Source organism: Rhodococcus sp. (in: high G+C Gram-positive bacteria), from assembly GCF_049286785.1.
Classification (GTDB): Bacteria; Actinomycetota; Actinomycetes; order Mycobacteriales; family Mycobacteriaceae; genus Rhodococcus_F.
In genome coordinates this window covers 1-4,361 of the sequence record NZ_JBAQEO010000736.1, presented here as the reverse complement: position 1 = coordinate 4,361, position 4,361 = coordinate 1, and the positions used below count along the sequence as shown (strand labels likewise).

Here is a 4,361-nt window from a genome sequence, read left to right as displayed (position 1 = left end):
ACTGCTCACGATCAAGGTGCGGCTGGTCATCGCCTCACTGGAAACCGCGAAGGAAGTGGGGATCGACTGGTGGGAGCACGACCCGTGGCTCACCGGAAAGAAGAGTCCCCTCGAGGTCGAGAACCGCAGGCTTCGCAAACGCGTCGCCGAACTCGAGGGCGATACCTCGGTGCCCGCGGTGGAGGCCGCCGAACCCGTGGAGGTGGACCGGACACGGCGGGACGATCGTGATGACCGGTAGCGACGGAGTCTGGCTGTATGCGATCACCCGCGACGGTGTGCGGGCCGAGCAGCTCGCGGGACTGACCGGTGTGGCGGGGGAGCCGGTGCGCGCGATCGAGGTGGGCGGGTTGGTTGCCGTGGTCGGCAGTGTGAGTTCGAGCGAGTTCGGTGAGGAGCCGCTGCAGCGAAATCTGGAGAATCTCGACTGGCTGGCGGCCACCGCCCGGGCCCACGACGGGGTGGTGGCCGCGGTGCTGCGGTACGGTCCCACGATTCCGTTGCGCCTGGCCACCGTGTACCACGACGACGGCCGGGTCCGGGAGTTGCTCGCCGCACGGCGGGACGAATTCGCGGCCGCCCTGCGGCGGGTGACCGGACGGACCGAGTGGGGCGTCAAGGCGTATGGAGACCGGGAGGCGATGAGTGAGCCGGTCGCGGCGCAGCAGCCCGCGCAGGGCGCAGCCGGAAAGGGAACCGCGTACCTTTTGCGCCGGCGCGCCCAGCTGGCGGCGCAGGAGAACATAGAACGCCGCGCGGCAGGATATGCCGATGAGATCCACGCCACGCTCCTGCGCTGTGCTGTCGACGGTCGCCGCCAGACCGTCACCGACCCGGTGCTGACCGGCAAGCGGGCCTGGATGTTCTTCAACGGCACCTATCTGGTGGAGGACGCCGAGCGGGACGAGTTCGCCGCGACGGTGAAGACACTCGAAGCCGAACACAAGGGCGTGACACTCGAACTCAGCGGTCCCTGGCCGCCGTACTCGTTCGCCGGATTCGAGCAGGAGGCCCCGTGAGCGAGATGGTTCCCGCCGACGAGAATCGACGGATCGCACTGGTCGACCTGCTCGACCGGGTCCTGGCCGGCGGCGTGGTGATCTCCGGGGACGTGGTGCTCTCCCTCGACGACGTCGACATGGTGCAGATTTCGCTGCGCACCCTCATTTCCTCGATGAGCGCGTTGCTGCCGGAACCGGATGCGCCGGGGGCCGCCGATGCCTGAATCCGAAACCCCGCACGGGCCGACCGAGTTGGGCGAGCTGACGAGCGAGGCGCACCGGGTGCTGCCGCCGCGCATCGACGCGGACCCGGAATCGGTCGAGAAGGGTTTGGTCAGCCTGGTGCTCACCATCGTGGAACTGCTGCGTCAGCTGATGGAGCGGCAGGCGCTGCGCAGGGTCGAGTACGGGGATCTCAGCGACGAGAAGATCGAACGGATCGGCACCACGCTGATGTTGCTGGAGGAGCGGATGGGCGAATTGCGGGAGCATTTCGGACTGACCCCGGAAGACCTCAACATCGACCTGGGGCCGCTGGGGCCGCTGTTGTCCTCGGAGTGAGGGTGCTGCTGCTAGGTGAGCAGGGCTTTCCCGACGCCGCAGACGGCGATGGCCCACAGCACGCTGGTGAACGTGCCGATGATGAACTGCTCCGACGCGTGCGGTTCGCGGAGTTCGGGGTAGCGGGCGAGCCCCTTGACCGCGAGCACGACGGCGATGCCCTCGGGCCACCCGGCGAGTATCGCGGCGGCCACCGCGGCGCGTTCGAGCAGTCCGATCACGCGACCGCCGCGCAGCGGTCCGGCGGCGGGTGCGGGACCGGCATCGGGTTGGCGCCGAGCGATGCGAAAGGCGGCCAGTACCAGCGGTGCACCGCCGGTGGTGGCCGCCGCGACACACAGGACCAGGGTCGCGGCGAGAGCGAAACCGGTGACGGGTGTGGTGGCCGTGGTCGCGAGCGCGGAGACACCGAGCGCGGCCGTCACCACGAGGGGGGCGGCCCACTGGGACGCCCAGCGGGGGCTGCGCGGCACGGCCGCCACCACCGGTGTGATCGCGGCGACGGCGAGGGCGATCAGCGCGAGGGTCGTCATCGGTCCGCCTTGCGTAGGAGTCGTTCGGCCAGTCGTCGCCCCGCGATCTCGACCTGCCAGCCCGCGGTGGCGAGGCGTTGTGAAACCGCCTGTTTACTGATGCCGAGGGCACGGGCCGCCTCGGTCTGGGTGAGTCCGCGCCGCATCTGCGCCACCGCCTCGCGACCTTCCTCGGTCCGTCGTGCGACGACGACGGCCACCAGGGTCAACGCGGTGTCCGCATCGGCGGCGCTCTCGGGTTCGGGGCCTTCCACGGCGACGCGTCCGGGGGCGCTCTTGGCGCGTTCGACGGCTGTCCGCGCGGATTCGAACGCCGGCCCTCGTCCGGCCCGGGTCTCGGCGGGCAGCGGCTCTTCCACCGGGCCGATCCCGATGCCGATGCTCCAATGCTCCCGTACGACGAGTTCGAGAGCGAGGGAGACGACGGTGGCCGCGTCTGCGGCGACTGCCTGCACCTCGTCGCCGGCGGTGCGCTGGAAGGGCCGGACCAGGGGGTGATCGCCGAGACCGGCAATGAGTTCACCGACACGGTCGACATCTCGGCGGCTTCCGCGCTGGTCGACGGTCAGTACGAACATTCGTCAAGGTTAGAAACTAGAAAGCTGGTTGTCAACACATCGACCTTGACAATAACGAATCAAGTCTGAACTATGGACTCTCCGGCCGGTAGCTCGGTACGGGCCTCGTCCCCGCCGGCACCGGATTCGCGGAGGACGCCCCGCGAGTCCACGAACAGCCCGAGAATTCCCAGTCCGATGCATACCGCGGACAGAACCAGGAGCGCGGGATTCGTCTCCCCGGTCAGCGCGTCCCCGAGCACGACGATGCCCACGGTGCCCGGAAGAACGCCGCCCAGGGTGGCGAGCACGTACGGAAAGAACCGGATCGACGACACCCCACAGCAGTAGTTCACCACCGAGAACGGGACGAACGCGATCAGCCGCAGGGAACCGACCGCGAGCCAGCCGCGCCGGGCGATGCGTTCGTCCACCCGGCGGATCGTCGGGTTGGAGATCCGCTCCCACACCGCGTCCCGACCGACCGCGCGAACCAGATAGAGCGCGAGAACGGCACTGAGTGTGGATGCAGCCACGGCGATCGCGATCCCCAGCCACGCCCCGAACAGCAAGCCGGCGCTCAACGTGAACACGGTGCGCGGGAACGGGAGGATCGTCACCAGGGCGTGTGCGGTGAAGAACACGAAAGGAAAGGCCGGGCCGATCGATTCCGCCCATTCCCGGACCTGCAGAACGCTGGGATGGGGAGTGAACAACGCAAACACGACCACACCGACAGCCAGGATCGCGACGCCGATGGTACGACGGTCCACCAGACGTCTCATCACGGAACGAAAGGTTACCCGGGTCCGACGCCCCCAGCCGACCGGACGGCGGGCTCAGCTGCGCCGGGGCGGCGGCACCGTCGCCCCGGCGCAGACCTCCCCGCCGGAGCATCGATGTCCATGGTCATATGATCGACCCGGGCGCCACCCTCGTCGACGGTCCGCTCCGGGGCGATACCCATGACCTGAGGTTTTTTGCTGTGCGGTGATCCTCACGATGGCGGGTCCGGGACTGCGGCTAGCATCACAGTCACACTGCTGTTGATCGATCGCTCATCAGGGCCATGTACAGGGAGAGGAAGCCGACACCGTGTCATTAGCTTCAGAAGCCGAGGACGCTGCTCGGGCCTACGCCGAGTGGCAGCACTCCGTGGCCGGAGTCCTCGCGAAGTCGCGTCGGGTCGACGCGGCGGAGCTTGGACCGGAGCCCCAAAAGCTCCTCGAGACCACCACCTATGACGGTGTCACCATCGCGCCGCTCTACAGCCCGCGCGACGAGCGGCCGGAACCTTCGCTCCCGGGCACCTTTCCCTTCGTCCGGGGAACGGACGCCACCCGCGACGTCAACACCGGCTGGCTGGTCAGCGCCCGTTTCGGTGACGGCGACGACGCCGCCGAGGTGAACCGTACGCTGCTCGACGCCCTCGAGAACGGTGTGAGCGCGATCTGGCTCGCGGTGGGCGGCGACGGTGTGCCCGTCCGGTCGCTCGAGGCAGTGCTCGACGGCGTGCTCCTCGACCTCGCCCCGCTCACTCTCGACGCCGGGGCCGACGCAGCCGTGGCGGGCCGGGCACTCTTCGCACTGCTCGACGCGCGCGCGGCGGCAGGCGACGGAGTCACCGATCGCAGCGTGGTCCGGGCGAATCTCGGTGCCGCACCGCTCACGAGCGCTTTCTCCGGTGCCGCCGACATGGAATTCGGTGA

General features: G+C 68.9%; 7 protein-coding genes and 1 pseudogene. 5 read left to right on the top strand and 3 right to left on the bottom strand.

The window, feature by feature from the left end:
* From WAW17_RS26785 to WAW17_RS26770, 4 genes and pseudogenes are all read left to right on the top strand, one after another.
* Window positions 1-241: pseudogene (locus tag WAW17_RS26785) on the top strand (gas vesicle protein); the annotation flags it as partial.
* Window positions 231-1,019, top strand: a complete 789-nt coding sequence (locus tag WAW17_RS26780; protein WP_422335895.1) for a GvpL/GvpF family gas vesicle protein — start codon at window positions 231-233, stop codon at window positions 1,017-1,019. The pseudogene WAW17_RS26785 and the gene WAW17_RS26780, both read left to right, overlap by 11 nt.
* On the top strand, window positions 1,016-1,225 hold the full coding sequence (locus WAW17_RS26775) for a gas vesicle protein (protein WP_422335894.1): 210 nt from the start codon (window positions 1,016-1,018) through the stop codon (window positions 1,223-1,225). The genes WAW17_RS26780 and WAW17_RS26775 overlap by 4 nt, the downstream gene beginning before the upstream one ends.
* Window positions 1,218-1,562, top strand: a complete 345-nt coding sequence (locus WAW17_RS26770) for a gas vesicle protein K (RefSeq protein WP_422335893.1) — start codon at window positions 1,218-1,220, stop codon at window positions 1,560-1,562. The genes WAW17_RS26775 and WAW17_RS26770 overlap by 8 nt, the downstream gene beginning before the upstream one ends.
* A gap of 11 nt (window positions 1,563-1,573) precedes the next feature.
* Here the strand turns inward: WAW17_RS26770 and WAW17_RS26765 are convergent, their stop codons facing one another.
* Genes WAW17_RS26765 through WAW17_RS26755 form a run of 3 tightly spaced genes read right to left on the bottom strand, consistent with a single transcriptional unit; the run spans window position 1,574 to window position 3,440 of the window.
* Entirely contained in the window at window positions 1,574-2,095 is a 522-nt protein-coding gene (locus WAW17_RS26765; RefSeq protein WP_422335892.1) for a hypothetical protein, read from the bottom strand.
* Window positions 2,092-2,673 carry a hypothetical protein gene (locus WAW17_RS26760; RefSeq protein ID WP_422335891.1) on the bottom strand — a complete coding sequence of 194 codons (582 nt, stop codon included), beginning with the start codon at window positions 2,671-2,673 and terminating at the stop codon, window positions 2,092-2,094. Before WAW17_RS26760 ends, WAW17_RS26765 begins: the two co-directional genes overlap by 4 nt.
* A 59-nt stretch (window positions 2,674-2,732) precedes the next feature.
* Complete coding sequence (locus tag WAW17_RS26755; RefSeq protein ID WP_422335890.1) at window positions 2,733-3,440, bottom strand: TVP38/TMEM64 family protein; 708 nt, start codon at window positions 3,438-3,440, stop codon at window positions 2,733-2,735.
* A 307-nt stretch (window positions 3,441-3,747) separates the two neighbouring features.
* Between WAW17_RS26755 and WAW17_RS26750 the strand changes: the two genes are divergently transcribed.
* A partial coding sequence (locus tag WAW17_RS26750; protein WP_422335889.1) for a methylmalonyl-CoA mutase family protein occupies window positions 3,748-4,361 on the top strand: 614 nt, incomplete at its 3' end.